The 26,874-nt window shown below is 46.1% G+C and carries 22 protein-coding genes; 13 read left to right on the forward strand and 9 right to left on the reverse strand.

Annotated elements, in window-relative coordinates; genetic code table 11:
- Positions 1-114: 114 nt before the first annotated feature.
- On the forward strand, positions 115-3,666 hold the full coding sequence (gene metH, locus QUA57_RS05520) for a methionine synthase (protein WP_333060009.1): 3,552 nt from the start codon (positions 115-117) through the stop codon (positions 3,664-3,666).
- A gap of 199 nt (positions 3,667-3,865) precedes the next feature.
- On the opposite strand, the gene pstB is transcribed toward metH, so the two are convergent.
- From pstB to QUA57_RS05555, 7 genes are all read right to left on the reverse strand, one after another.
- Positions 3,866-4,672 carry a phosphate ABC transporter ATP-binding protein PstB gene (pstB, locus tag QUA57_RS05525; protein ID WP_333060008.1) on the reverse strand — a complete coding sequence of 269 codons (807 nt, stop codon included), beginning with the start codon at positions 4,670-4,672 and terminating at the stop codon, positions 3,866-3,868.
- A gap of 37 nt (positions 4,673-4,709) precedes the next feature.
- The gene (gene pstA, locus QUA57_RS05530; protein ID WP_333060007.1) at positions 4,710-5,606 is read right to left on the reverse strand and encodes a phosphate ABC transporter permease PstA; all 897 of its coding nucleotides are present in this window, start codon (positions 5,604-5,606) and stop codon (positions 4,710-4,712) included.
- A gap of 5 nt (positions 5,607-5,611) precedes the next feature.
- Positions 5,612-6,556: a phosphate ABC transporter permease subunit PstC gene (gene pstC / locus QUA57_RS05535; protein ID WP_333060006.1), complete on the reverse strand. Its 945-nt coding sequence runs from the start codon at positions 6,554-6,556 to the stop codon at positions 5,612-5,614.
- An 18-nt stretch (positions 6,557-6,574) separates the two neighbouring features.
- Positions 6,575-7,564, reverse strand: coding sequence for a PstS family phosphate ABC transporter substrate-binding protein (locus QUA57_RS05540; protein WP_333060005.1), 990 nt, complete (start codon positions 7,562-7,564; stop codon positions 6,575-6,577).
- Positions 7,565-7,614: 50 nt separating this feature from the next.
- Positions 7,615-8,766 (reverse strand): sulfate ABC transporter substrate-binding protein, encoded by a 1,152-nt coding sequence (locus QUA57_RS05545; protein ID WP_333060004.1) that lies wholly within the window; start codon positions 8,764-8,766, stop codon positions 7,615-7,617.
- 323 nt (positions 8,767-9,089) lie between these two features.
- Entirely contained in the window at positions 9,090-9,713 is a 624-nt protein-coding gene (locus QUA57_RS05550; protein WP_333060003.1) for a hypothetical protein, read from the reverse strand.
- Positions 9,714-9,975: 262 nt separating this feature from the next.
- A complete protein-coding gene (locus QUA57_RS05555) occupies positions 9,976-10,302 on the reverse strand; it encodes a YbjQ family protein (RefSeq protein WP_172184303.1) in 327 nt (108 codons plus the stop codon).
- A gap of 150 nt (positions 10,303-10,452) precedes the next feature.
- Between QUA57_RS05555 and QUA57_RS05560 the strand changes: the two genes are divergently transcribed.
- Together QUA57_RS05560 and crtO are read left to right on the forward strand one after the other, a co-directional pair.
- Positions 10,453-11,553 carry a tetratricopeptide repeat protein gene (locus QUA57_RS05560; RefSeq protein ID WP_333060002.1) on the forward strand — a complete coding sequence of 367 codons (1,101 nt, stop codon included), beginning with the start codon at positions 10,453-10,455 and terminating at the stop codon, positions 11,551-11,553.
- 432 nt (positions 11,554-11,985) lie between these two features.
- Positions 11,986-13,683 (forward strand): beta-carotene ketolase CrtO, encoded by a 1,698-nt coding sequence (gene crtO, locus QUA57_RS05565; RefSeq protein ID WP_333039240.1) that lies wholly within the window; start codon positions 11,986-11,988, stop codon positions 13,681-13,683.
- A 22-nt stretch (positions 13,684-13,705) separates the two neighbouring features.
- Here crtO and QUA57_RS05570 read toward each other — a convergent pair whose 3' ends face one another.
- Positions 13,706-13,915 carry a hypothetical protein gene (locus QUA57_RS05570; RefSeq protein WP_333060001.1) on the reverse strand — a complete coding sequence of 70 codons (210 nt, stop codon included), beginning with the start codon at positions 13,913-13,915 and terminating at the stop codon, positions 13,706-13,708.
- A 261-nt stretch (positions 13,916-14,176) separates the two neighbouring features.
- Between QUA57_RS05570 and QUA57_RS05575 the strand changes: the two genes are divergently transcribed.
- The 4 genes from QUA57_RS05575 (at position 14,177) to QUA57_RS05590 (ending at position 18,710) form a co-directional block, all read left to right on the forward strand.
- The gene (locus QUA57_RS05575; protein ID WP_333039236.1) at positions 14,177-15,277 is read left to right on the forward strand and encodes a saccharopine dehydrogenase NADP-binding domain-containing protein; all 1,101 of its coding nucleotides are present in this window, start codon (positions 14,177-14,179) and stop codon (positions 15,275-15,277) included.
- Between the two features lie 387 nt (positions 15,278-15,664).
- Positions 15,665-16,015 (forward strand): hypothetical protein, encoded by a 351-nt coding sequence (locus QUA57_RS05580; protein ID WP_333039234.1) that lies wholly within the window; start codon positions 15,665-15,667, stop codon positions 16,013-16,015.
- Between the two features lie 287 nt (positions 16,016-16,302).
- Entirely contained in the window at positions 16,303-16,824 is a 522-nt protein-coding gene (locus tag QUA57_RS05585) for a hypothetical protein (RefSeq protein WP_333039233.1), read from the forward strand.
- A gap of 551 nt (positions 16,825-17,375) precedes the next feature.
- Positions 17,376-18,710 (forward strand): hypothetical protein, encoded by a 1,335-nt coding sequence (locus tag QUA57_RS05590; RefSeq protein WP_333060000.1) that lies wholly within the window; start codon positions 17,376-17,378, stop codon positions 18,708-18,710.
- 357 nt (positions 18,711-19,067) lie between these two features.
- Here the strand turns inward: QUA57_RS05590 and QUA57_RS05595 are convergent, their stop codons facing one another.
- Positions 19,068-19,388: a hypothetical protein gene (locus tag QUA57_RS05595; protein WP_333059999.1), complete on the reverse strand. Its 321-nt coding sequence runs from the start codon at positions 19,386-19,388 to the stop codon at positions 19,068-19,070.
- A gap of 112 nt (positions 19,389-19,500) precedes the next feature.
- Here QUA57_RS05595 and QUA57_RS05600 point away from each other — a divergent pair, with 112 nt between their 5' ends.
- The 6 genes from QUA57_RS05600 (at position 19,501) to QUA57_RS05625 (ending at position 26,868) form a co-directional block, all read left to right on the forward strand.
- On the forward strand, positions 19,501-20,403 hold the full coding sequence (locus QUA57_RS05600) for an ion channel (protein WP_333059998.1): 903 nt from the start codon (positions 19,501-19,503) through the stop codon (positions 20,401-20,403).
- A 67-nt stretch (positions 20,404-20,470) separates the two neighbouring features.
- A complete protein-coding gene (locus tag QUA57_RS05605; protein WP_333060029.1) occupies positions 20,471-20,797 on the forward strand; it encodes a DUF433 domain-containing protein in 327 nt (108 codons plus the stop codon).
- A 3-nt stretch (positions 20,798-20,800) separates the two neighbouring features.
- On the forward strand, positions 20,801-21,142 hold the full coding sequence (locus tag QUA57_RS05610; protein ID WP_333059996.1) for a DUF5615 family PIN-like protein: 342 nt from the start codon (positions 20,801-20,803) through the stop codon (positions 21,140-21,142).
- A gap of 80 nt (positions 21,143-21,222) precedes the next feature.
- A complete protein-coding gene (locus tag QUA57_RS05615) occupies positions 21,223-22,398 on the forward strand; it encodes an exonuclease SbcCD subunit D (RefSeq protein WP_333059995.1) in 1,176 nt (391 codons plus the stop codon).
- A gap of 171 nt (positions 22,399-22,569) precedes the next feature.
- Positions 22,570-25,611, forward strand: coding sequence for an SMC family ATPase (locus tag QUA57_RS05620; RefSeq protein ID WP_333059994.1), 3,042 nt, complete (start codon positions 22,570-22,572; stop codon positions 25,609-25,611).
- An 84-nt stretch (positions 25,612-25,695) separates the two neighbouring features.
- The gene (locus tag QUA57_RS05625; RefSeq protein ID WP_333059993.1) at positions 25,696-26,868 is read left to right on the forward strand and encodes a pyridoxal phosphate-dependent aminotransferase; all 1,173 of its coding nucleotides are present in this window, start codon (positions 25,696-25,698) and stop codon (positions 26,866-26,868) included.
- Positions 26,869-26,874: the final 6 nt, after the last annotated feature.

A 26,874-nucleotide genomic window follows, 5' to 3' on the forward strand; every position in this document is an offset into this window, starting at 1 on the left:
GCAGCATTAAATCCTTCAGTCATTAGTCGTTTGCCAACAGTCACATAATTGTTGACAATATTGCACAATAGATAAAATTGTAAATATATAGCACCGGCGTTTTTTTTACCGCTTATGAATAGCAGATTCCTCGATCGCCTCCACCACCCCTCACGCCCCGTCATCGTCTTCGACGGCGCAATGGGAACCAACCTGCAAGTCCAAAACCTCACCGCAGAAGACTTTGGCGGCAAAGAATACGAAGGTTGCAACGAATATCTCGTCCACACGAAACCGGAAGCCGTCGCCAACGTGCACCGGGGATTCCTCGAAGCAGGGGCCGATGTTATCGAAACAGACACCTTTGGCGGGGCTTCCATCGTGCTCGCGGAATACGATTTGGCAGACAAAGCATATTATCTCAACAAAACGGCCGCCGAACTTGCCAAGGGTATCGCCGCCGAATTTTCCACGCCAGAAAAACCTCGATTTGTCGCAGGATCGATCGGGCCAGGCACCAAATTGCCAACATTAGGACACATTGATTTTGACACTCTCACCGCCGCTTTTGCCGAACAAGCAGAAGGACTTTATGACGGCGGCGTTGACTTATTTATTGTCGAAACTTGTCAAGATGTGCTGCAAATTAAATCAGCATTAAATGCGATTGAAGAAGTATTTAAGAAAAAAGGTGCGCGAATTCCGTTAATGGTATCAGTCACAATGGAAGCCACCGGCACAATGTTAGTCGGTTCCGACATCAGCGCCGCCCTAGCCATTTTGCAGCCGTACCCGATCGACATTTTAGGCCTCAACTGCGCCACCGGGCCCGATCGCATGGCCGAACACGTCAAATACCTTTCCGAACATTCGCCCTTCGTCGTTTCCTGCGTCCCCAACGCTGGTTTACCCGAAAACATCGGCGGACACGCGCACTACAAACTCACGCCAATAGAATTAAAGATGGCCTTGATGCGCTTTGTCGAAGACTTAGGCGTGCAAGTCATCGGCGGCTGCTGCGGCACCCGCTACGATCACATCCGCGAACTATCAGAAATTGGCAAAACTCTTAAACCCAAAATCCGCGAATTTACTTGGGAACCTTCCGCCGCTTCAATTTATACCGCCCAACCCTACGAACAAGAAAATTCCTTCTTAATTGTCGGCGAAAGACTCAACGCCAGCGGTTCCAAAAAATGCCGCGATTTGCTAAACGCTGAAGACTGGGACGGTTTAGTAGCAATGGCTAGGGAACAAGTGCGAGAAGGCGCGCACATTCTCGATGTTAACGTGGATTATGTCGGCCGCGACGGCGTGCGAGACATGAAAGAATTAGTCTCCCGCGTTGTGACTAATGCAACTCTCCCTTTAATGCTGGATTCCACAGAATGGGAAAAGATGGAAGCCGGCTTAAAAGTTGCGGGCGGCAAATGTTTGCTGAATTCCACTAACTACGAAGACGGAGAACCGCGTTTTTATCAAGTTTTGGAGTTGGCGAAAAAATACGGCGCGGGCATAGTTATCGGTACAATTGACGAAGATGGAATGGCGAGAACCGCAGACAAAAAATTTGCTATCGCCCAACGCGCCTATAACGCGGCAGTCGCCTACGGAATTCCTCCCGAAGAAATCTTTTTTGACACCCTAGCTTTGCCAATTTCTACCGGGATTGAAGAAGACAGAAAAAACGGCAAAGCTACCATCGAATCGATCCGCCGCATTCGCCAAGAATTGCCCGGTTGTCACGTAATTTTAGGAGTTTCTAACATTTCCTTCGGCTTGAATCCGGCGGCGCGGCAAGTCTTGAATTCCATGTTTTTGCACGAAGCAATGCAAGCGGGGATGGACTCGGCAATTGTCAGCGCTAATAAGATTTTGCCCCTCGCCAAAATCGACCCCAAACACCAAGAAATCTGCCGTAAACTCATTTACGACGAACGGGAGTTTGACGGCGAAATTTGCGTTTACGACCCCTTGGGCGAGCTGACAACGGTGTTTGCGGGCAAAACTACCAAGCGCGATCGTACAGAAGACGCAAGCCTTCCGGTAGAAGAACGCCTGAAGCAGCACATCATCGACGGCGAACGGATTGGACTCGACATCCAACTCGCCAAAGCATTAGAAACCTATCCGCCTCTCCACATTATCAATACTTTCCTGTTAGACGGGATGAAAGTAGTCGGAGAGTTGTTCGGTTCGGGACAAATGCAACTGCCCTTTGTTTTGCAGTCAGCAGAAACCATGAAAGCGGCAGTTGCCTATTTAGAACCGCACATGGAAAAGTCCGAATCCGGGGATAACGCCAAAGGCACATTCATCATCGCTACTGTCAAAGGCGACGTTCACGATATCGGCAAAAACTTAGTTGATATTATTTTATCAAACAACGGCTACCGAGTGATTAACTTGGGTATTAAACAGTCTGTTGACAATATCATCGAAGCTTACGAGAAGCACAAAGCCGACTGTATAGCGATGAGTGGGTTGCTGGTAAAATCCACCGCGTTCATGAAAGAAAATCTGGAAGTATTCAACCAGAAAGGAATCACCGTTCCGGTAATTTTGGGCGGCGCAGCTTTGACTCCCAAGTTTGTGCATGAAGACTGCCAAAATACTTACAAAGGTAAAGTTATTTACGGCAAAGATGCGTTTTCCGACTTGCACTTTATGGACAAACTCATGCCAGCTAAATCTGCTGGTAAATGGGAAGACTTGCAAGGATTTTTAGATGAAACACAGGATGATAATGAGGCGGTTAAAGAAGCTAAAGCGGCGCCAGAAACTTCTGTAGAAGATGCCAAGAAAGCAGACACTCCTGTGGTAATAGATACCAGGCGGTCAGAAGCAGTGGCAGCAGATATCGATCGCCCGACTCCTCCTTTCTGGGGAACGAAACTGTTGCAGGGAGAAGACATCCCCTTTGAGGAGATTTTCTGGCACTTAGATTTGCAAGCTTTAGTTGCCGGTCAGTGGCAGTTCCGCAAGCCAAAAGACCAATCGCGGGAAGAATACGATGCTTTCTTAGCTGAGACAGTTTATCCGAAATTGGAGGAATGGAAACACAAAATTATCACCGAAAATTTACTGCAGCCACAAGCAATTTACGGGTATTTTCCCTGTCAAGCTGAAGGCAATTCTTTGTATGTGTATCAGCCAGAAATCATGGATGGCGGGCAAGATGTATCGACACCCGCTGCAACATTCACATTTCCCCGGCAAAAATCGGCGCGACGGCTGTGCATTGCCGACTTCTTCGCCCCCAAAGAATCGGGTAAAATCGATGTATTTCCGATGCAAGTAGCGACAGTGGGAGAAGTTGCTACAGAGTACGCGCAAAAGCTGTTTGCTAACCATCAATATACCGACTATCTCTACTTTCACGGGTTAGCGGTACAGACAGCGGAAGCAATAGCAGAATGGACTCACGCGCGAATTCGCCGGGAATTGGGCTTTGGTAGCGAGGAACCGGACAACATTCGCGATATGCTAGCCCAAAGATATCGCGGTTCGCGGTACAGTTTCGGCTATCCCGCTTGTCCGAACATGGCGGATCAGTACAAGCAACTGGAATTGTTAAAGTGCGATCGCATCAACCTCTACATGGATGAAAGCGAACAACTTTATCCGGAACAATCAACAACCGCAATCATCACCTATCACCCAGCCGCCAAATACTTCACCGCTTAATTTCGAGGGTGCGCCCCGCGCACATTCCTCCGTGAATTATACTCGTTACCAGGCTCTTCCTGGTAACGCAGATCCGGAGGCTCTGGCTCCACTTAGAGCAGTAAAGCTTGTAGTATCGTTCCCAAAACTGTCCGGAGTATTGGCCCAGAAGGTAATATCATTGCTGACAATGCGTAACACCTAAATCTGACACTTGCGTTTAACCAAAGCGTCCACTAATGTACTCTTCGGCTTCTTTGGTTTGGGGAGAACCGAAAATTTGTTCAGTGGGACCAAACTCCACCAATTTGCCGCGTCGTTTGCCTCCATCGTCCGTTTCTGTATTGAAAAATGCCGTCCAATCCCCGATTCTTGACGCTTGCTGCATATTGTGAGTCACCGTAATAATTGTGTATCGTTCCTTAAGTTCTAAGCACAGTTCTTCGACCTGTCGCGTAGAAATGGGGTCGAGAGCAGAGCAAGGTTCATCCATCAATAAAACATCGGGCTTCATAGCGATCGCCCGGGCAATACAAAGCCGTTGTTGTTGTCCCCCAGATAACGCCGTTCCTTTATCTTTCAGCTTATCCTTAACCTCTTTCCAGATAGCTGCTTGTCTGAGGGAAGATTCCACTAATTCATCCAGATTTCCTTGATATCCGTTGGTTCTGGGGGCATAGGCAATATTTTCATAAATGCTCTTGGGAAACGGATTCGGCCTTTGAAACACCATTCCCACCTGTCGCCGCAATTTGACGGGATTCACTTGCGGATCGTAAATATTACGGTTGCGGTAAATGAGTTTCCCTTCCACCTTGGCACCAGGGATTAAATCATTCATGCGATTGAAGCAACGCAATAAGGTACTTTTGCCACAGCCTGAAGGGCCGATAAAGGCCACAATTTTTTGACGGGGAATTTTGATATAGACATCGACAAGGGCTAAAAAGCCATTGTAATAAACCTTTACGCCTTCTGCATCAAACGCACTATCGTCCGTTTTGAGTTTGGTATTACTGTCAGTCATCTGAAATAGTCTCCTTAATCTTGACAACTCAACTTAATTAATGGCTGGAATAGCGTTGGCGCAGATAGATAGCGACGCCATTAAGCGCCAAAATCAAGATAATCAGCACAATAATCGTCGCTGCGGCTGCACTGGCAAACCCCGGTTCAGGACGAGTGATATAGCTGAAAATTTGAATGGGTAACGCCATAAATCTTTGGAATAAACCCGGATTAAACGTGAGGAAACTGACAGCACCCACGACCACCAAAGAAGCAGCATCCCCCATAGCGCGGGAGACAGAAATAATCACCCCCGTAAGAATTCCCGGAATGGCATAGGGTAAGACATGGTGTTGAATGGTTTGCCATTTGGTAGTTCCCAGTCCATAGGAAGCATTTCTCAGGGAATCGGGAACGGCGCGGATGGCCTCCCTCGCCGTGACGATAATCACAGGTAAAGACAATAGGGCAAGGGTTAATGCCCCCGAAATCAAGGTAGGCCCAAACCCTAGTAAATAGTTAAAGACCCCTAAACCCAGTAAGCCATAGACAATAGAAGGAATCCCCGCTAAATTCCCGATATTTATCTCAATCACGGCAGTCCACCACTTTTTAGGGGCATATTCCTCTAGGTACAAAGCAGCCCCTACACCAATGGGAACCGCCACCAGAAGGACGATCAGTCCCAGAAAGAAACTCCCAATAATGGCTGGACGGATACCTCCGCGTTCGGCAAAACGGGAAGGCGTTTCCGTGAGAAACCCTGGTGTTAGCAATCTGCCAAGTCCATCATGGAGGATATTAAGAACCAGTAAGGCGAGGACAAATAAACCAATGAGTAACCCAATTAAGAATAGATACTCAAAGACTTTACCGATCGCTTCTCGGCGTTCTAAATTATCGGTAAATTCGGCAGTTTTGACGGAATTGTTTGTTGAAGTTGATTTAACCATAGCAATCAGTCGTATTTTTCCTTAAAGCGACTAGAAATCCAGAAGCTGGCCATATTGAGAGACAATGTAATCAGGAACAGAACTGCTCCCACCGCATACAAAGTCTTAAAACTGAGGCTACCCCTGGGACTATCTCCCCCCGAAATCTCCGCCATAAAAGCGGTCAGGGTGGCGACGGATTCCATGAAATTGACGGTGATGCGAGGCTGCGATCCAGCCGCAATCAGAACGGTCATGGTTTCTCCCACTGCGCGGGAAACGCCTAAAATAATCGAAGCCATAATCCCAGACAAGGCTGACGGAAGCACCACTTTAAAAATGGTTTCTAGTTTGGTAATGCCCAAGGCATAGGAACCTTCCCGCAGAGAACGGGGAACCGATTGAATGGCATCTAAGCTGATCGAACCGACGGTGGGGGTGATCATAATGCCCATCATTAACCCAGCGCTGAGGGCATTAAAAATCTCTAAGGGGAAAAGATGCCGCAGAACCGGAGTGACAAAAAGCAAAGCAAAGTAACCATAAACTACTGTGGGAATTCCCCCCAATAACTCCACAGCAGGGCGTAACACGGCTGCCACTTTCGGTTGGGCATATTCACTCAGGTAAATGGCTGAAGACAACCCCAAGGGAACCGCCACAGCCATAGCGATCGCAGAGGTTAAGAACGTTCCGTTCAGCAGCGGCCAGATGCCAAAATGGGCCTCGGCAAACAGCGGAGTCCATCGGGTATCCAGAAAGAACTGGGCTAAGGACACTTCTTGGAAAAAACCCAAAGTCTCTTGGAAAATGATCCAGACAATACCAAAGGTTGTGGCAACGGACACGAAGGCGCAGGCAAATAAAACCGCAGCAATAATCTTTTCTGGGACATCTTCAGAACCCTTCTTAAGCAAGGAGTCGTCCGCAGCGAAAAGGGAGTCATCAAAGGAACTAGGAGTTAGGGTCATGGGCTTGAGATTTCCTCCTTAAATAAAGTTAGTAATGGGTTCACCGGGTTTTGCTTTTTTGAATTTCGTTCCGGTTTCACGCCGCTCAAATTTTTGCTTAGTTTTCACATAAGCTTCATCGGGTAACGCCACATAGCCGACACCATCTACCCATTTCCAAGAATTTTCTAAATAGAATTTCACAAATTTTTCAAGGGAAGAATTGGTTTCAAGGGCTTTTTTATTGACGTAGATAAAGAGGGGGCGAGAGAGGGGGCTATAGATATTTCTCAGAACGTTATCAAGGGGAACTGGTTTAACACATTTTCCATCCGCATTTTCAATCGCCACCCCGTTCAATTTGTCTTGGTTTTGGAGCAAGAAGGCAATTCCCAGATAAGCCACTCCCGATTTATTGCCAATCACCCCTTGAACGAGGGTATTTTGGTTGCGGCTGGGGGTAAAGTCGGTACGACTATTTTTCCTTTTACCCGTTACGGCTTGGGTGAAATAATCAAAGGTTCCTGTATCGGAAGGAGGGGCAAACAGCAACAGTTTTTCGTCGGGAAAGTCGGGATTGATTTGCTTCCAACTGGTAATCTTGCCTTCAGATTTGGCATTCCACATTGTGTCTAATTCTTTAATCGTTAGACATTTGGCAAAGTTATTTTCCTTATTAACCACTACCGCAAGACCATCAAGAGCCATCGGCAGTTCAATAAATTCGATTCCTTTGTCGGCACATTTTTTGATTTCTTCCTCTCTGATCGTGCGAGAAGCCCCCGCAATATCAAGGTTTCCAGCGCAAAACTTGCTAAACCCTCCCCCTGTGCCACTGGCAGCCACGCTGACTTGGGCATTGGGATAAAGTTTTTGGTATTCTTCGGCGACGGCGAGGGAAACGCTAAAGCCCACAGCACCACCATCAATACTGATTTGCTGTTCCTTATCTCCTGAATTGCCACAACTCGTCATCAGGTTGCCCATGACGATGAGAGGGATTAGGTAAAACCAACGAGAAAATTTCATAGCATTTGAGTGTAAGTTTGGAAAAATGAAAGTGAATTAGGCGTTTAGGTTCAGAACTTTCCCTTAATTTGGTCAAAGATGGCACCGTTTGCAAAAAACTTCTCTTTTATCAAGGGCCACCCTCCTAAATCTTGAGCATTAAACAAAGTTTTAATTGGGGGAAATTGCACCTGTGCGCTTTGAGCGATAAAGGGATTGACCGAACGGTAGCCTAATTTGGCGAATTCTTGCTGAGCTTCGTCTGAATAGAGAAAATCGACAAAGGCTGTTGCCACTTCTCTCGTTCCATGCTTATCAACGTTTTTATCAACTATTGCCACGGGATTATCGATAGAGATATTGAGGGGAGGAACAAAGTAAGTGGTTTTTGGTTGGTTCGTTCCAGCTAAAATCACTTCATTTTCATAGGTGATTAAGGCATCTCCCTGACCTTGTTGGAAGAATAAGTCGCTGGCTTCGCGGGCATCTTTGGTTAGGGTGGGAATCTTTTTATAGACTTTGCCCACAAAATCAAGGGCTTGTTGAGGTTCGCCTCCTTCTTGGGTTACTGACCCCCACAGACCTAAAAATTCCCAAACGCCAATACCCGATGTTTGAGGATTTGCTGCAATCACGTTTACATCTTCGTTGGCTAAATCTGCCCAAGTTTGAATATCTTTGGGGTTGCCTTCTCGGGTGACAATTGCCGCCACAGAATGACTAACTACTCCCCGTCTAGGAACTCTGTCCTCCCAGCCAAAATTAATCAAACCAGCTTCTTCGATGCGAACCACATCCAATGGGAGGGCAAGATGCACCACATCGGCTTCTTGTTTGCCGGCAATGATCTCGTCAGTTTGCGCTAAAGACCCGCCATAACTGCGTTCAAAAATGACGTTTTGGTTGTGCTCTTTCTTCCACTTTTCAATAAATTTAGGGACGATTTGGTCATGGGCCGCTTTCGTCACTGAGAAGGAAACTAGGTTGAGCTTGACCTCGCTTTGATTGGCCCCACTCGCGGCAGAGCAAGCAGCAATTGACGCAGTTAGAATTACACCTAGTAAAAAGAAGACGATGTACGCTTGGACTGAGCGTCCTAGATGCTGGGCTTTTTTGAGAAATTGCCCTGAAAATCGCACCAATTGGGAACTGGCTGCGATCGCAAATTTTAGAGACTGAACGATCGAAGTCACTGAATTTTGCCAAACTTGTTGTTGATTCACCGATACTTTTTCTTTAACTACGGTATTTCTATCAATGTTTCGTAGTTACTCTGAGGAGTATAGAGTCATCAAATTATAGTATTCAGTTTTCTTAATATTTTCTTAATAAACTCTCTTAACCTAGCGCTACCATGACAAAGAGTCCAAACTCACACCCGCCCGCCGTGGTCGCTAAACAGTTAGAACTGACTAACTTTAAAAACCTGGAGGCAGAGCCTCAAGAAATGCGTTCCCCGGTAGAAACGGGGAACGAGAAACCAACAAAAAAGCACCTTAAAAAAAGTGCTTTCCTGAATATGAACTTTCCGTGTCTGACGAAACTTTTACGAGTAATTCCGGGGAGTGCGCGCGCCGGCAGATGCTCCTACCATAGAAGCAACTAAACCCAATAGTGAGCCGAACAAGAACGACCAACCAGCTTTTGCAGCATTACCAGCAAGATTGCGAGCATCCTGAGCAGATACGTTAGGTGCTCGGTTCGGCAAATCGACCCCGCCCTGCTGCGCTTGATTAATTGCTTCTCCCGCATTCGCAGCTATTACACCAAAAGTACCGGCCACGCCATTTGCTAACAACCAAGAGCCAATTGTTAAGGTAGTTGCCCACAAAATTGCTCCGTTCAAAAGCGCTGTGTTGCGGTTCATCGGACCGCAAGCGCGAGCAGTTACCCAACCGCCAACAGCCAAGCTAATTAACAAACTAATAATTGACCAAATTCCGACGCCGGTACCCACGTCGCCTGAAATACTGCGCGGAGCTCCTGAATTAGCAATGTTGCTCAACCCGATCGCAGCGCCCAATGCACTTAACACCAGTTGTGTGCCGATCGCAATTACCAAACCTGAAAAAATCGGGCCCCAACGTACTCGATCGTGGTATTCCATCACTGAATTTACTACCACGGGTTCAGTACCAACGTTATCTACAGGTCTATTTACGTATGACATAGGTTTTTCTTTCCTCTTAGAGTTGCTTTAATTTTTAACAATCTTTCACCTAAGCATTGATTGTGGCTGAGATTGATAAAAACTATATCTGCCTGGGGAAATAACCAGTATCTATGTCTGAAGAAAGAAACGAAAAAGTCATCCGCCGCCAGCCACCCGCTATTAGCTAATGACTGATGACTTATGACTTATGACTATTTTATCCAGTTAGAAAAGTTCCCGGATGTATACAGGAAATGCGGACGTATACAGAAAATACAGCTTAACGCAATCTTACAGCCGTTCCAACGGCAGTAATCAGCAGCAAAGCCCCGCTCGAGTCTACATTAATCGTGCCGGTGTCCACTTCCACCCCGATTACGGCATTGGCGCCCAGGCGCTGCGCTCGTTTTTCCAGTTCAGCGAGGGCATCTCGCTGTCCTTTGAGAAACACTTCCTCGTAACTGCCGGTGCGCCCGCCGATGATGTCGCGAATGCCCGCGAAGAAATCTCGCAGGGCGTTGGTGCCGTAGACAACCTCAGCAGTTACTATTCCCAGGTAAGATTGAATTTCTGCTCCTTGGATGATATCAGTTGTTGTTACAATCATCAGTTGGCCTCAGTCGCGAAAATTTTGAGTGGGTCTTGTTCTGTAGATTTACTACATCTCGCCGCTCAAAAATTCCTGGTAAACCCTAAGCTGTCAGCTTAACAAGGTGACAGCCCCTCGCTCTTTCATTCCACACACTCTTTGAAACAAATGGCCGTGTACAAACAAAGTCTCTTGGTATTCAGTACGTTGCTAGTAGCAGGATTCGCTGTCGCAGCGCCGCAGATAGCGCTCTCAGCAGAAACATTCGTTCAAGTCAACCCTCAAAATGATTCAAATTTAGATGCTCTGCTGCGACAAGGGCGCGAGTTTGTAGATTTAGGAGACTACAGTAAAGCGATCGCCATTTATCAGGAAGCGGCGCGTTTAGATACAGAAAACCCCCGCATTTTTTCTGGTATTGGCTATTTAGAAGCGCGTCAGGGCAACTATCAAGCCTCAGTAGAATTTTACCAACAAGCGATCGGTCTCGAACCGAACAATGCGGACTTCCAATACGCATTAGGATATGCTATGGCGAATTTACAAAACTATCCCGCTGCTGCCACAGCTTATCGCCGCGCCGCTGTTCTCGATCGCAAAAATGTCAATGCCCGAATCGGTCTCGGAGTGGTACTCTTTCAGCAAAAAGATTACAGCGGTTCTTTTAAAGCATACCAAGAGGCGATCGCCCTGGATCCAAAAAATTGGCAAGCTTATTCTTCAATGGGTTTAGTATTGATCCAGCAGGGAAATTTTGCCAGTGCTGTCACCGTGCTCCAACAAGCAGCCGAACTCGCTCCCAAACAAGCCGGTGTCCAGTTAAAATTAGGCACTGCTTTGCTGCGTGCCGGCTATACTTCCGAAGGGCTAGCAGCTTTTGAAGAAGCTGCCAAATTGGAGCCCCGGAATCCAGAAGTGCAGTTAGAAATTGGCGAACTTCTCAAGGCTCAAAACGACTTAGACGGAGCGCTGGTAGCTTATCAGCGGGCTATTGCGGTGCGACCGAATTTAGTGGAAGCACACGCAGGAATCGGGGAAATTCAACTGGAAAAACAAGATTTTTTAGGAGCGATTAACACTTTTGGGCGAGTGATTAAGCTCGATCCAAACAGGGCCGAAGCTTATTACAATATGGGTACGGCACTCAAAGCGCGCGATCGCAAATCCGAAGCAATTGAAGCTTTTCAACAAGCCCTCAACACTTTCCGCCAGCAAGGCAACAATGAGGGTGTACAAAAATCTGAGGCGGCCCTCCAGCAACTAAAGTAATATTTCTCAATGGACTAATTGGTAATGGGCTAGCAGTTTTGAGTGTGGAGTAAGTAATTTTCTTAGTGCTTAACTTTTTCCACTCGCCGTGTTGCAAGGAAAAAAGCCATCTCAAAACTGTTTCTATTCCCTATTCCCTATGCCCCCCTTTCCTCTTCCTTCTTCCTTCTTAGTTCGTTTCTTAAGTTTTTAATTGAATGCAGATAAATGTGGCTCAATAGAGTACAATTTTGCCGCGATTGGAGAAGAGCGATCGCTCTGTAATTTTAAGAAAAAATAAGGGCGATCGCACAGTAGCATTTGGTAAAAGCTCCATCTTTTGTAAGATGTTAAAACAGCTTCCTGAAAATGAATCTATTTCTATTGATAGAGACCGCAAACTTGTTAACTTTTGTAAAATAAGCAAAATCTCCCATCCCCAGAGCTTTATCTATGCAAACGTATGATGTGATTATCATCGGAGCCGGTCACAACGGACTGGTCTGTGCGTCTTATCTCCTAAAAGCTGGATATACCGTCCTGTTGTTAGAAAAACGTTCGGTTCCCGGGGGCGCGGCAACTACTGAAGCTGCGATTCCCGAATTGCCGGATTTTAAATTCAATTTGTGCGCGATCGACCACGAGTTTATCCATTTAGGGCCAGTTGTAGAAGAATTAGAACTGGAAAAATACGGTTTAGAATATCTTTTCTGCGATCCAGTGGCCTTTTGTCCGCATCCCGATGGCAAATATTTCTTAGCGCACAAATCCGTAGAAAAAACTTGTGCAGAAATTGCCCGCTACAACGAGCGCGATGCTAAAAAATATGCCGAATATACAGACTTTTGGCAGCGGGCTTTAGGTGCAATGGTTCCGATGTTTAATGCGCCACCAAAATCCATCATAGATATTCTGGGCAACTACGATATTGCAAAGATCAAAGATTTATTGTCAGTCATCGGTTCCCCCGACAAAACGCTGGACTTTATTCGCACGATGCTCACCAGCGCTGAAGACCTTCTCAACGAGTGGTTTGACGAGGAATTTATCAAAGCACCCCTAGCAAGATTAGCCGCAGAACTCGGCGCGCCTCCTTCGCAAAAAACCCTGGCTGTAGGCGCAATTATGCTAGCAATGAGGCACAATCCCGGCATGGCAAGACCGCGCGGAGGGACGGGTGCATTAGTGCAAGCGCTGCTCAATTTAGTCAAAAGTTATTCAGGTGTGGTACTTACCGACCAGCACGTCGAGAAAATATTAGTTGATGACGGTCGCGCTGTGGGAGTTCGAGTTGCCGGCGGCACGGAATACCGCGCTACAAAAGGTGTCATTTCTAATATTGATGCTAAGCGCTTATTTCTGCACTTAATGGATTCCAGCGATGTTGACAGTGCCGACCCGGATTTGCGGGAAAGATTGGAGCGCAAAATTGTTAACAACAACGAGACTATTCTCAAAATAGACTTAGCTCTCAATGAAATGCCCAAGTTCGATCGCTGGAATCATCGGGACGAGTATTTAATGGGTTCGGTTTTAATTGCAGACTCGGTGAGACACGTTGAAATTTCTCACAGCGACCCTTCAATCGGCAGAATCCCCGACTCTGACCCATCGATGTATGTAGTGTTTCCGACGGTACGAGACCCGTCAATGGCTCCCCCCGGACATCATACAGCTTGGATTGAATTTTTTGCTCCTTACATGATCGAAAATGCTGAAGGAACCGGCCAGCACGGTACGGGGTGGACGGATGAGCTGAAAAACAAAGTTGCCGATCGCTGTATTGACAAATTGGCAGAATATGCACCGAATATCAAGAAGTCAATTATCGGCCGCCGCGTGGAAAGTCCGGCGGAATTGGGAGAACGTTTGGGGGCTTTGAAGGGGAATTATTATCACGTTGATATGACCCTGGATCAGATGATCTTTTTCCGTCCTCTGCCGGAGTTGGCTAATTACAAAACGCCGATCGATGGTTTGTTTCTGACGGGGGCGGGAACGCATCCGGGCGGCTCGATTTCGGGTATGCCGGGACGCAATACCGCTCGCGTTTTCATGCACTCGCAGCAGCCTTTCGCCCAGACTTTCGCAGATGCGGCTAATACTCTGAAAGCGAAGGGTAAGTCGGTATTTCGGAGTAATGAGAAGTAAGATTTTTTGAACTGTAGGCAGATTAACGCAGATTAACGCAGATGACTCCCATCTGCGTTTGTTTGTATTGATTTATCAGTGGGGGAGTGCGATATTTTTTTCTGGTTGATGCCCTGTGAAGGGAAAAAGATTTGCGATCGCCCTCAATACCCTTTGTAAATCCTGTGCATCTTTCGCGCTTGGTGGCGACGGTGGGCGTTTCATCAAATCTGTTAAAATATTTTGTTATCATAGAGCATATTCCATCGATAAAATTCTCAATATTAGAAGAACAAGTTAACACTGCAAGCATTTTTGAACTTAGTATTGCAGCCAAACCTCTAATTTAGCAAAACAGGCAAGTCGCTGGTAGAAGTCGCTCCCCCTCTCCGAATCAGGGCGATCGCCGCCGATCCCCCAGCATCTCGCATTCTCCTTAATTCATACTTTATGCGGATGAAAACGCTGGCCCCAAGTTGAGAAACTGAGAAGTGGCGTTACCCTTTTTTTAGCGATGGCAAACCGAGTTTTGATTGTCGGTGGGCGGGGACGAATTGGCAGCAGCGTTGCCCAAGACCTTGTTACCCATACCGATGCAGAAATTACTATTACCGGACGCAACCCTGAAGGCTCTATTACGCCGGAATTGCCACCGGATAGGGTGCAGTATCAAGCTTTAGATTTAGCAGACAGTGCAGCCCTGCACCAAGCGGTTTCATCCTCTAACCTCGTCGTTCACTGTGCTGGACCTTTTCACTACCGAGACGCTAGTGTATTAAAAACTTGCATAGAAGCAGGTGTTAATTATACTGATGTCAGCGACAGCCGCAGTTTTACTCGCAGAGCTTTAGAATTGCGCGAAACAGCTAAAAATGCTGGGATTACGGCTATTATTAATACGGGGATTTTCCCCGGTGTGTCTAATAGCATGGTGCGCCGAGATGTGGAACAATTAGATGAAGCAGAACACATCCATTTGAGTTATGTAGTCGGAGGTTCTGGCGGCGCTGGCGTTACCGTCATGAGAACTACTTTTTTAGGCTTGCAAACTCCTTTTGAGGTTTGGGAAGAGCGCAAGTGGCACCAAGTAAAACCCTACAGCGATCGCGAAACAATTGAATTTCCCGCGCCCTACGGCAAAACAGGGGTTTACTGGTTTGATATGCCGGAAGCAATCACTTTGCCCGAAACATTCCCCGTCAAATCAGTTGTGACTAAATTCGGTACGTCTCCCGACCTTTACAATCACCTTACCTGGTTTGTTGCCAAGTATTGGCCTGCTAGCTGGCTCAAAAATAACTCCGTGATTGAATTTCTCTCCTACGTCAGTTATGGGATGACCAGTGTTACTAATAGTTTTAGTGGGGTTGGCGTGGCAGTGCGATCGCAAGTGACTGGTCTCAAAAACGGTCAACCCGCTAAAGTTTGCTCGACAGCGATACACCCCAATGCTGCCGTCGCTACTGGCATTGGTACTGGCAGCATCGCTCAATTAATGTTAGAAGGTAAACTGGAAAAACCTGGCATTTGGTCTGTCGAACAAGCTCTTTCTACTGAGCTATTTGAACGCGCTATGCAGAACAGAAAACTAGACATAGAGCAGGTGGTTTTGTAGTTACTTAGGTTATTTATAGGACTTTAAAATGTTGGAAAATGGGATTTTTGCCCGAACTGCTAAGACGCGAAACACGGGCCGAAAGAGAAGAGTCAGGGGCTTCGTAATTGATGGGAAAACCCCTAGATAGGGTTCCTCGCAGGAATTGCGATCGCCCCTCATAGGAGATGAGTTCCGCTTGTCTAACTAATCTATCTTTTGGTAGAAGTAATAGTAACAAGCAGGCGCTTAAGATATGGGACATGACGGGAAACATCCCTTTTGGCTCGCTCTAGATGCTGTAGCTGCGACAAAGATTGCGCTTGAACCAAGGTAGTCAATGTGCGATCGCAGTGAAGGGGCGACAAACACCATAATTTTTGCGGAAAAATACGAGGAGAAGTTGATATGAAGCGGGTTTTAAAAGCTCTAGGACAAACATTGAGCCAAAGCATTTTGCTGGTCTGTACCTTGGCGTTCATTGGTTTGCTAAGTCTAGCGATAGTACCCAGTCAGGCTGCTTACGCAGGTCAAGACAGGAGTCAGGCGCAGCCAGAAGCTAGAATTACTGACCCCGCAGAAAGTTTCGAGGATCTCAATCCCCAAGCAGCTTACGAAGAAATAGTCAAAACCTCTCAAAATCCTGCAAAGGTCGAGAAAGCTTACGACGAAAGCTTAAAGGAGTACAAGGGAGAACACCCGCAAGAAGGAATAGTTCAAAAAGCTGAAGATTTGATCGAAAAAGTCACGGGCAACTAATAAATCAAGAGATTTATATCTAACTCAAGTTGCTGGTAAATAGACAGCTTCAGTGAGTAGACAATGAAGCCACTGTCAGAACTTACTTGAAGATAATTATCTAGGGTGCGCCTCGGCGCACCTTATCGCTTGAAAGTAGCGTGTAAAACTCGTTTGTGAGTCGAGAAGTATTTTATCCTTTCCCTCCTTTTGAAGCTAGCAGCTTCAGCCTTAAGGCAGATGAATAGATATGAATTTAAAAGGTAAATTTAATAATAGTTACATTTAGATAAAAGGAAAAAAATATCATGAGCGATGACAAAAAAACGGTACATGAACCTGATGCTAACCTAGACCCGATTTCCGGCGAAAAAGGGGCTCATCCAGTAGGAACCGGTATTGGTGCGGCGAGTGCGGGTGCTGCGGGTGCTGCGATCGGCGGTGCCATCGGCGGGCCTGTAGGAGCAGTTGTCGGCGCTGTTGTGGGTTCGTTTAGCGGCGGTTTGGTGGGCAAAGGTGTGGCCGAGGCGATCGACCCCACGGTAGAAGATGCTTACTGGCAAAGCAACTACAGTTCGCGTCCTTACGTGGACACGAGCGCGACTTACGAAGACTATCAGCCTGCATACCGCACCGGTTATGAGGGATACAGCCGCTATGGCGCTACTGGTAAGAAATACCACGAGATTGAACCGGATTTGCAGCGCGACTACGAAACAAATCGCGGTAAGTCTAATGTGACTTGGGAAAAAGCTAAGCACGCCACGCGCGACGCTTGGGATCGGGTGGAACGCGCTGTTCCTGGTGACATTGACAAAGACGGCCGCTAAGGGCTTACGCCAAGTATTTCTCAGTCTTGGAGACACACAAACTCAAGCGTTCCGGTTATTTTTAGCCGGGTACCGGAATGGAGAGAAGTGTTTGATCAAAAAAAACCCGGCTGCTGCGTTCTGGACTGTTGTTGATAGATGGCACAGTTTTTAACGCGAGTTTAGCGAAGTTTTTGGGGATTTTCAGCCCCTCTCTACATCGGAGAGGGTATTTTTATGATCCCTTGAAATCGCATTTTTCAACACGATTTTTATTTCACAGGACTGTTCGCTGTGATAACTCGCTAGAGACGTAGAGGCTTGGTTGTGCGGGACGATCGCACTCCTAAAAAATGCTTTTTACAAAATCGGGATGCTTCCGTTTGAGATTAACATTTTTTTTTGACTATTAGCCTTAAAATTAAACTTATTCACGACTGAGGCATCGATCGCATATTTCTGTCATTTTTCGCGATGCGCTTTCTTCAATCGCAGCCGGCTCGTAAAGTGTCGGTGGCTTCAAGTCCGATAATTGTTAATCTAAATCCTCTCATTCAAAATTGGTATTACTTGTGGATGAAATGTTGGAAAGAGCTTGGACACTCAAGCAAAATTTAATTGACTTTGTGCTGGATGCTGAGGGAGAGTTGGCGGTAGCTTTGGAAGCTTATGCTGCAGCTCGATCGACCGGCGAGCGCTACGATATTGCTCAGCAAAATCAAGTGATTGACAGTTTTACCATCGAAGGTAAAGTCGGAGAGAAAACGCCGATCGACCTATTTGTCGAAAGTCAGCCGGATTTAACCCAGAGCGATCGTAGCTTGCTCGAAAGTTGGGAGCACAGAAGCTTCACTGGCTTATTTGAAATCACTCAACTTTCCCCCGACAGGTTTGAACTGATGAACTGGCTGACGGCTAAGCACTACGTTGTCAAGCCCAACAGTCCTAATTTTCTTGCAGAGATGTCTCGCTTTAAGTTAGGAGAAATCTTGCTGGCTCGGATTTCTCCCCTTACCGATGACTGGTGGATACTTTCGAGCTCTCCCATTTTGAAGGGGAAATTGGGTAAGCCGAAGTTGGCGGTGGCGATCGGCAATTTCAAGCAAAATCACAACAAGAACCTGTACAGCGATGCCCCGGAATTGTTAGAGCAAGCTTGGCAGTCAGTAGAAAAGTACCATGAAGATTTTACCGAATTTTTTGGTAGTGATGAATTGACGCTATCGGGGTATCACCTGAATAAACAGTTGGCTGAATTTCAGGAATTCATCACTAAAAAACGCCTAGCGGATATCGGCGTTGATGGAAGTAAATCTCTGGCGGATATCGTTGAGGATGCCGGAGTCGATCGAGAAGAAGTCAAAGCAGCAGCAATCGCGGCGGCTGGTGCCGATGCTAACGCAGTTGAGGTAATGCTCGACAGCAATGCTAGTTCAAAAATGGTAATGCCGAAAGTCGAATTGCCCGATCGCTTCAAGAAAGCCGAACAGGTGACAGCACTTTCTCATCCTCGCTGGGGACAAACCTTTTTGTCTACTTACGCTCAATTTACTGCACTGCTATCTGCTGAAGACTTTTCAACTGTTCCCGGTTACGAAAAGCTGGTGCGTAACTATCTCGAAGATCCTGCAATTAATGCCTGGATTTGGCAACGGTTAGCTAAAGTTAATCCAGCGAAATTAGAACAAATTTTGCAAACTGTATTGCAACGTACAGACTTTCAGCTCGATCGCGATTTAGATGCCTTGCTGCAAGAGTTTAAAAAACCTTTAGAACCTGAACTCCCGGAAATTGCCAGCGTTCCCGTGCACCTGCACAACTTATTTCAGGAAGCTTTAGGCGAAGTTAATAAGTCAAAGTCTAAACCGCAGGAGAAAAAGAAAAGCTCTAAAGGCTTTAAATCCTAAGCAACTAAGTTCGTGGCATACTCCTACACGCTATGGTATCGCATACAGTGTAGGCTGCTCACCAACTCCACCTCATGCTATGGGCTAACGCGCCGGCTTTGCCAAGGGATACTCGATGAGATTGCCACAGCAAAGGGAAAGCAGGAAGAGAATGGCAATTTCAAGTGCCAGTGCGATCGACCCTAGCCATTTTGGGCGCGTTAGTCTGCATGCCTCAGATAATAAACCATTAAACAAGCTCACAGCTAGCTGTGAGCTTATGGCCCGGTAATATTACTCAAATAGCTTTGCAGTCAGGACTTTAGTTTTTCTTCACCGCGATCGAAAGAACTGAAGTCCTCACTACAAACACTTTTTTTAATCTTCCACTCGTCGGACAGCCATGCGTTGCAGCGGCAGGCTGAGTATGCTAGAAGCAGTCAACAAGTAAGAAAGAACAGTAGTCAGCTTCAAACTGAGCAATAACCAGCTATCCTCTGGTAGGTGAAGTTTCAGCCCGAAAAAAGAGATGCAGTACACTATCCAGTAAGTAAAGCTCATCTTGATTAGGATTTCTTCGCTCAAAGTGCGATCGTCCGTTGGCTGCGAGTTGCGATTATCAGCCAGCAGGACTAGACCCGCAATAGAAGCCACAAAAGAAACCATAACGAGATAGTCATGCCAGTTAAGCTCAACCATTTCTAAACTCCGCTTTTATCCGAATTTTTGGAATCAGACATCAGTCTAAAGGATAAGTTTTCCCGGTCAAAGCAATAGTTACAAATTGAAACAGCCGCAGTTACAAATCGCAATGAAAATCAACCGCAACCACCAGCCACAGGCTCGTTTAGTCAGTCGCCAAGGACAGTTCCCCTTAAATATTGTCAAGTTGGGAGTACCTCGCCTGCATTTTGCCGACCTCTACCACAGGCTGCTAACTCTTTCTTGGCCGCGATTTTTCATCCTGATTTGTCTCTCCTATACAGTCACAAATTCTTTATTTGCCTTAGCTTACTTGGCGGGAGGAGATTGCATTGCTAACGCGCGGCCGGGTTCTTTCCCAGATGCCTTTTATTTCAGCGTGCAAACAATGGCGACGATCGGCTACGGCTCTATGTATCCGCGCACGGATTACGCTAATACTATAGTCGCGATCCAAGCGCTTTTTGGTTTGTGGGGAGTGGCGATGGTGACGGGACTGGCTTTTTCGAGATTTTCCAGACCAACAGCTAGAGTTATCTTCAGCCGGGTAGCTGTGATCGCTCCTTTCAACGGTGTTCCGACTCTGATGTACCGCACTGCAAATCAGCGTTTTAACCAAATTTTAGAAGCGCAGCAGCGAGCTACTTTGATCCGCAACGAGGTAACAGCGGAAGGAGAATTTATGCGGCGTTTTTACGATTTGCAATTAGTGCGAAGTCACTCTCCGGTTTTTGCCTTAACTTGGACGGTTATGCACGCAATTGAGGAGAGCAGTCCTTTGTACCAACTTACTGCCCAAGACTTGATGGAACAGCAAGCGGAAATTGTAATTACGTTAACAGGAATTGACGAAACAGTTTCGCAAACAATTAACGCGCGACATTCTTTTGTAGCATCTGAAATTATGTGGAATATGCGATTTGTAGATATTCTTTTGAAATCGGCGACGGGAGGGCGGGTGGTTGATTATACTCGGTTTCACGATGTGAAGCCTGTGGAAGAGAAGTTGTGAGTATAATAGTGCTAGAATACCTCTAGGACGACAAAAATTGATATTTATGACTTCAGTTACTACGAAGATGACACTCAAAGAATTGCAACCGCAACTTTTGGCTTTAACTCCCGAAGAAAAGGCTCAAGCTATACAATTCCTAGCCCAAAGTTTAAGCAACTTTTGGCCGGGAATTAAAAAGACTCCCGGTGTCATGGGCGGAGAAGCCTGTATCCGAAAAACTCGGATTCCTGTTTGGCTTTTGGTAAGTTATCGCCGTCAAAGTGCCACCGATGCTCATATTTTAGAAGGTCATCCCGATCTGAGTGCCGCAGATTTGGTGAATGCTTTTAGTTATGCTGAGGCATATCCTGATGAGATTGAAAGAGCAATTCGAGAACAAGAAGAGGCATAAACTGTGGCGCGTCTTTATGCAGATGAACAATACCCGTTTCCTGTTGTAAAATTACTGCGTAATTTGGGCCATGATGTCCTGACAGTTCAAGAAGCGGGGAAGGCTAACCAAAAGATTCCGGATGAAGAAGTTCTAGATTTTGCTATTAGCAATAATCGTGCAGTATTGACATTAAATAGACCTGATTTTATTCGACTGCATAGGTTTAACTCTGACCATACGGGCATAATTGTCTGCACAAACGACCAAAACTGGGAACGGCTGGCTGTACGCATTAATGAAGCTATTTCTAATCTAGAAACACTGAGAAGTCTACTGATTCGAGTTAATCGGCCGTCGGAGTGAGTATAACAGCTGCAGAAGGAATCAATTCGTATAGCAGCTATCGCACAAAGTATTAAAATAAACAAAAAACTCCTCGTACTATGCGAATAATTCATACTGCTGACTGGCATTTAGGGCGACGTTTTCGAGGGATCGATCGCACTTTTGAAATTGCGATCGCCCTCGAACAGATTTTGAAGCAAGCAAAAGCCTTGGATGTCGATGCTGTGCTCGTTGCCGGTGACATTTTCGACGTGCCCAACCCTCCCGCTTACGCCGAACGCATTGCTTATAACTTTTTCTGCGAACTCCAAGCCGCAGGAATTCCCGCAATTGCGATCGCCGGTAATCACGATTCGGCATCCCGCATCGACAGCATCGCGCAATTGCTTTCCCTCGCCGGTGTTCGCGCTTTAGGCAAACCCAGGCTTTCTGCAGACGGCGGCACAATTACTCTCAATACAAAAAGCGGTAAACTTTGCGTGGGAGCGATGCCTTTTGCTTCCGAACAAAGACTGTTAGATGCTAATTCTCTCTGGCAGTCTGGCGATGCCGATCGCCGAAGAGATTACCGCGAAATAGTAGCATATTTACTCGAAGATTTAACCAGGGATTTTAGAGACAATACTGTCAATATTCTCATGGGACACATGAGCATTGACGGCGCTCGATTGGCAAAATCCGAAGTCGCTTATTACACGCGAGAAAAATACCTGCTCTCATCGCAAACTCTGCCGCCGGAAGCTCAGTATGTCGCCCTCGGACACATCCACATTCACCAGCGGATTTCTGAGACTTCTCCCGCTTATTATTCGGGTTCTTTGATTCAGTTAGATTTTGGAGAAGCGGAACAGGAAAAAGGATTTTGCTTGATAGAAGTTGAGCCGGGAAGTCCGGCAAAGGTGGAATTTAAGCCTGTGGCTTGCCACAAGCCGTTAAAAGTGCTTAAATGTCATAACGACAATCTCGATGAAACTTTAGAAGCTCATCAGTATCATCCGGGTTTCTTGAAAGTAATTGTCGAACTGGACAGTCCGCAAATCGGACTTGCCGATCGAGTGCGCCAAATTTGTTCTCAAGCGCTGTTAATTGAACCGCGCTATCCAGATGCAGCGCTAGAAGCAACAGAAATAACTAATATCGATCCCAATAATTTCGATCCGGCAGCAGAGTTTTGCAACTATTATCAAAACCGCTTGGGAACGACACCGAAACCGGCAGTATTGGAGGAATTTCAAAACTTGTACAAGAAGTTTAAGGAAACAGTTAACAATTAAATACTCTTGTCCCTCCCCCTTATTTTAAATTCCAGGCTCAGTCTGGAAATATCCAGAGGCTCTGCCTGGCGCTTAAATAGGAAAATTGGAGCCAGAGCCTCTCGATATGCGTTACCAGGCAGAGCCTGGTAAAGAGTAATATAAATCCACCATCTAAAATCTAAAATCAGTATGCGTCCACTCGAACTTATTCTCGAAGGATTTACCAGCTTCCACCGCGAACAGCGTTTAGATTTTTCTCAACTCGATTTGTTTGCAATTACGGGTGCTACAGGTGCGGGCAAATCTTCACTGTTAGATGCCATGACTTACGCTCTTTTTGGCACTACTACTCGCAGCGGCAAACAAGTAAGTGATTTGGCGAGTCAAGGCAGCGAAAATTTAAAAGTGCAGTTGCGTTTTGCTGTGGGTTCGGCACAGTATCGGGTGACGCGAAGGTGGCGTTTTCGTCCCAAATCTCCGGAAAATAAGGTGATTTTGGACAACTGGCAAAATGGTCAATGGGAAACTTTGGGGACGAGTATCGTTGCTGTTCAAAATACGATTGAACAGATTTTAGGAATGGATTTTGATACTTTTACGCGAGCAATTGTTCTGCCTCAAGGCAAGTTTGATGAGTTTATTAAAGGGGATACATCAAAACGTCGGGAAATTTTGCGTCAGCTAGCGGGATTTGAGATTTTTGAGCAGATGCGGAAGGAAACAAATGAACTCGCAAAGTTGCTGAAACAAGAACGGGAAATGGTGGAAAGGCAGCTAGCGGATTTGAGTGCGCCGACGGCTGATGAGGTGGCTCAAAGACGATCGCAACTTTTGATTTTAGAGCAGCAGTTGCCTGAGTTCGAGCGCGCTGTCATGAAAGCTCAGAAGGCTCTAGATGAAGAGGAACAGCTATTTTCGCAAATCGCTCGCTGGCAAGAGCTGCAACAAGAACTTGCTAAATTAAATGCTAATTCTGCTGAGGTTGCAATTTTAGCACAGCGTTTAGAAAGAGCGCAAGCTGCCAATCATTTACAGGGAGATTGGGCTTTAGTGCGATCGGCTCGCAGTCAGTATGAAACTGCCGAAAGTGCCTCGGTGGCAGCGCGAAAGCAGTTAATTCAAGCTCGCTCTGAGCTGGCAGTAGAGCAGCAGCAACTTGACGCGGCAAAAGCCAAAGAAGAGGTGCTAGCGCCACAAATTAAGGCTCGCGAAGATGCTCTAGCTGCTGCTAAAGTATATGAAGAACAGCGCGCTCAATTAGAAAAAGAAGTTGCGCTTGCCCAAAAAATTCAACAGGAAAAACTCCGCTTTTTTATGGCAGCAGATAAAGACCTGCAAGCTGCTAATACTAAAATTCAAGGCGCGGGTTTTCGAGTTACTCAAGCAGCGGCACAGCTCGCACAGTATTCGCAGGGAGGAAAGCGTTTAGAGCAATTGCAGCAAATTTCACCCTTATTGATGGAAATTCACCTAATTACCAAGCAGCAAAAGACTCAGCAACAACAGTTGGATAAATCTCTAGCAGAGAAGGAAAGCGCTCAACAAAATTATGTGGAGGTTACCGCTAATTTAGAAGCAGTTGAACTCAGGCTAAAAGAGTGCGCCCGCGAGTTAGAAGCGGCGGAAACAGCTAATGCGGAAGCGGCACGTTTAGAGAGTGTTGCTGCTATCAGAATGTCGCTGAATTCTGGCGATACTTGCCCGGTGTGCGGGGGGGTGCATCCTGAGAGCGAGAGCCTCCCTCCTTTGCCGAATTCTAATATTGTCGATGTCGCTGGTTTGCGGCAGAAATTGGCGGCAGCAAATCAGGTTTTTCAAAATGCTCAAAGGTTGGCGGCTGAGGGAAAAAGTGCAGTTTCAGCCTGCCTGCAAAAAGAGTCGGAAATTGCTCAAATGTTGCAATTAACCGCGAATAAAGTTGCCGAATTGCAGCAGGAAATCACTCAAGTTCTGGAGACTCCTGATTGGGAAAGCTTGGGGTTGCAACAGGAGTTGGCAATCCTTAAAGAGAGCGATCGCCAATACCGCGAAACCGAACAGCAGTTCCAACTGGCATCATTGGAATATGATAATTTTCAGGAAAGATTTAATCTTGCGGTAGCGAATCGAGCAGCTAAACAGCAGGAATATCAAGATGCGATCGCCGAATCAGACCGCCGCCAGCAGCAGTTGCAAAGTTGTGTAAATGCGCTTTATCAAATTACCGAATATCAACCTTATGCTAATTTAGCAAAAGTCTTAGAACAAGACAAGCAAGACTTGGCAAATCTGCTGAAAGTTGCCGAAAAATCCTATCAAACTGCTCAAAATAAGGTTATTCAAGCCGCAGAGAGAGAGCAACAAGCGGGAGAAGCTTTTGGACAAGCCCAAGCCCAGAAACAGCAGTTAAACCTGGATTGGGGAGCAAAATTAACAGCGGTTGATTTCACAGAAGAGACATTTTTAGCAGCGGTGGCGACAGTTAAGGAACAATCAGAATGGGAAAATGCTATTCGCTCTCACCGCGAATCAAAAATTCAGTTAGAGACGCGGGCGAAAGATTTGAGCGAGGCGATCGCAGGCAGAACTACCGATGAGAATACTTTAGCACAAGTGCGATCGGCAAAACATACCGCCCAAGAAAACCTCAAACAAGCCAACAACAACCGCGCCGAACTGTTAGCTTGGATTCAAGTAGCAGCTCAAAATCTCGAACAAGCCGACAGAATGTCACAGCAAATCACAAATTTCACCGAACAAGAGCAAACTTATCACACCTTAGCGCAGAACCTCAAATCCAACGAATTTCAATCATACATTTTAGAACATTTAGAAGCAGAATTAGTCGGCAGCGCCACCTTAATTTTGCAAGAATTAACCGAAAATCGCTACAAACTAATAAACCAAGACGGCGAATACTGGGTAGCAGATAATTGGAACGGCGGCGAAGCTAGACGAGTGCGTACTCTTTCCGGTGGCGAAACCTTTGCCACTTCCTTATCAATGGCTTTAGCTTTGTCAGAAAAGCTGTCTCAAGGATCTCACTTGGGCAGCTTATTTCTCGATGAAGGATTTGGTACTTTAGATACCGAAACTCTCGAAAGCGTTACTCAAATTTTAGAATCTTTGCGACAGCGAGAAAGGCTGATTGGAGTGATTACCCACGTTCGAGAATTGGGCGAAAGATTGCCCGCACAAGTTAAAGTTTCTAAATCCCCCCAAGGTTCTAAAATAGAAGTACATAGATCCTGAAGTGAGAGGCGCGTGCGTGAAATAGTAAACTTGCTTAAGGACGTACATTATCACTAAACCTGCCACTACAATTACCTATAATATATGATGAAAAATTACCCGAATCGAATGCAATCGGTACAGTCGCCAATAATTCCAGTAGTTGGCGAACTGATCCGCCAAAATCCGGGAACAATATCTTTAGGACAAGGCGTAGTTTACTACAATCCGCCACAAGAATCATTTGAAAAAATTCCCGAATTTTTTTCAAATCCCGACAATCACAAATACAAAGCCGTGGAAGGAATTCCACAATTACAAGATGCTATCGCAGCTAAACTAAAAACAGATAACGACATAGAAATTAATAGCAAAAACTGCATTGTCGTTACCGCTGGTAGCAATATGGGATTTACCAACGCCATTCTCGCTATCACTTCGGCGGGAGACGAAGTTATTATCCAATCACCTTATTACTTCAACCACGAAATGGCGGCAATTATGGCAAGTTGCCGACCTGTGATAGTAGAAACTGACGCCAATTATCAACTTAATATCGATGCTATAAAAAAAGCAATTACCGACAAAACGCGAGCCATAGTTACCATTTCCCCAAATAACCCCACTGGTGTTGTTTATCCTTCCGAAGCACTGCGGGAAGTTAACGAAATTTGTCGCCAGCACAACATCTATCACATCAGCGATGAAGCTTATGAATATTTTACTTATAACGGCGTCAAACACTGTTCGCCCGCCGCTTTTTCCCACAGCAGCGAACATACAATTTCTCTGTTTAGCCTTTCCAAAGCCTACGGTTTTGCGAGTTGGCGGATCGGGTATATGGTAATCCCAGAACACTTGCTCGTTTCAGTGAGAAAGATTCAAGATACAATCTTAATTTGTCCGCCCGTAATTTCTCAGTATGCAGCCTTGGGAGCTTTGCAAGTTGGTAGAGGTTACTGCGATAATTATGTAAGGGCGATCGCATCTGTGCGACAACTCGTATTAGACGAACTCAATACCATCCAAAATTTGTGTACAATTTCCCCAGCCGCCGGAGCATTTTACTTTTTCTTGAAAGTTGATACTGAAATCGATACAATGGAATTAGTAGAAAAATTAATTCGCGAATATCACGTAGCAGTGCTTCCCGGTACAACCTTCGGCATGGATAACGGCTGCTATTTGCGGGTTGCTTACGGTGCTTTGGAAAAAGCAACCGCCACCGCAGGTATTAGGAGATTAGTTAAAGGTTTGAAGACAATTTTAAACAAGTAAAATAGG

It is taken from the genome of Microcoleus sp. Pol7_B2 (genome assembly GCF_036701035.1).
GTDB lineage: Bacteria > Cyanobacteriota > Cyanobacteriia > Cyanobacteriales > Microcoleaceae > Microcoleus.

Excerpts from the sequence above, each read along its gene's own strand:
- metH (WP_333060009.1), top strand. The coding sequence starts at position 115 with ATGAATAGCAGATTCCTCGATCGCCTCCACCACCCCTCACGCCCCGTC.
- pstB (WP_333060008.1), bottom strand. The coding sequence starts at position 4,672 with ATGACTGACAGTAATACCAAACTCAAAACGGACGATAGTGCGTTTGAT.
- pstA (WP_333060007.1), bottom strand. The coding sequence starts at position 5,606 with ATGGTTAAATCAACTTCAACAAACAATTCCGTCAAAACTGCCGAATTT.
- pstC (WP_333060006.1), bottom strand. The coding sequence starts at position 6,556 with ATGACCCTAACTCCTAGTTCCTTTGATGACTCCCTTTTCGCTGCGGAC.
- QUA57_RS05540 (WP_333060005.1), bottom strand. The coding sequence starts at position 7,564 with ATGAAATTTTCTCGTTGGTTTTACCTAATCCCTCTCATCGTCATGGGC.
- QUA57_RS05550 (WP_333060003.1), bottom strand. The coding sequence starts at position 9,713 with ATGTCATACGTAAATAGACCTGTAGATAACGTTGGTACTGAACCCGTG.
- QUA57_RS05555 (WP_172184303.1), bottom strand. The coding sequence starts at position 10,302 with ATGATTGTAACAACAACTGATATCATCCAAGGAGCAGAAATTCAATCT.
- QUA57_RS05560 (WP_333060002.1), top strand. The coding sequence starts at position 10,453 with ATGGCCGTGTACAAACAAAGTCTCTTGGTATTCAGTACGTTGCTAGTA.
- crtO (WP_333039240.1), top strand. The coding sequence starts at position 11,986 with ATGCAAACGTATGATGTGATTATCATCGGAGCCGGTCACAACGGACTG.
- QUA57_RS05570 (WP_333060001.1), bottom strand. The coding sequence starts at position 13,915 with ATGATAACAAAATATTTTAACAGATTTGATGAAACGCCCACCGTCGCC.
- QUA57_RS05575 (WP_333039236.1), top strand. The coding sequence starts at position 14,177 with ATGGCAAACCGAGTTTTGATTGTCGGTGGGCGGGGACGAATTGGCAGC.
- QUA57_RS05580 (WP_333039234.1), top strand. The coding sequence starts at position 15,665 with ATGAAGCGGGTTTTAAAAGCTCTAGGACAAACATTGAGCCAAAGCATT.
- QUA57_RS05585 (WP_333039233.1), top strand. The coding sequence starts at position 16,303 with ATGAGCGATGACAAAAAAACGGTACATGAACCTGATGCTAACCTAGAC.
- QUA57_RS05595 (WP_333059999.1), bottom strand. The coding sequence starts at position 19,388 with ATGGTTGAGCTTAACTGGCATGACTATCTCGTTATGGTTTCTTTTGTG.
- QUA57_RS05600 (WP_333059998.1), top strand. The coding sequence starts at position 19,501 with ATGAAAATCAACCGCAACCACCAGCCACAGGCTCGTTTAGTCAGTCGC.
- QUA57_RS05605 (WP_333060029.1), top strand. The coding sequence starts at position 20,471 with ATGACACTCAAAGAATTGCAACCGCAACTTTTGGCTTTAACTCCCGAA.
- QUA57_RS05615 (WP_333059995.1), top strand. The coding sequence starts at position 21,223 with ATGCGAATAATTCATACTGCTGACTGGCATTTAGGGCGACGTTTTCGA.
- QUA57_RS05620 (WP_333059994.1), top strand. The coding sequence starts at position 22,570 with ATGCGTCCACTCGAACTTATTCTCGAAGGATTTACCAGCTTCCACCGC.
- QUA57_RS05625 (WP_333059993.1), top strand. The coding sequence starts at position 25,696 with ATGATGAAAAATTACCCGAATCGAATGCAATCGGTACAGTCGCCAATA.